This is a genomic window from Streptomyces beijiangensis (assembly GCF_017315755.1).
GTDB classification, from domain to species: Bacteria; Actinomycetota; Actinomycetes; order Streptomycetales; family Streptomycetaceae; genus Streptomyces; species Streptomyces beijiangensis.
This window is the reverse complement of record NZ_JAFLRJ010000309.1, coordinates 1-303: the sequence shown is the minus strand read 5'-3', so window position 1 is coordinate 303 and position 303 is coordinate 1. Positions and strand designations below refer to the sequence as shown.

The 303-nt window shown below is 71.6% G+C and carries 1 protein-coding gene; it reads left to right on the top strand.

Going from position 1 to position 303, the window contains the following annotated elements; all coding sequences use genetic code 11:
* Positions 1-303: DNA cytosine methyltransferase (locus tag J0695_RS28200; RefSeq protein WP_206966637.1), on the top strand; the 303-nt coding region annotated here is incomplete at both ends.

Below are 303 nucleotides of genomic sequence, written 5' to 3'. Positions count from 1 at the left end.
CCCGCCGCCGCTCCTCGTCCCGTACTACGGCACCGGCCAGGCCAAGCCGACCAACCACCCCATGGGCACCCTGACCACCCGCGACCGGCACGCCCTCGTCATGGCCCAGGCCGGACAGCCTGCCGAGCCCATCGCGGTCGACGACTGCCTCCTACGGATGCTCAACCCTTCCGAGATCGCCCGGGGCATGGCTTTCCGCTACGGCTACGTCCTCCTTGGCACCCGACGCGAGCAGGTCCGCCAACTCGGCAACGCCGTCACCCCGCCCGCCGCGGAGGTCCTCATCGCCCTGCTCACCGAGTG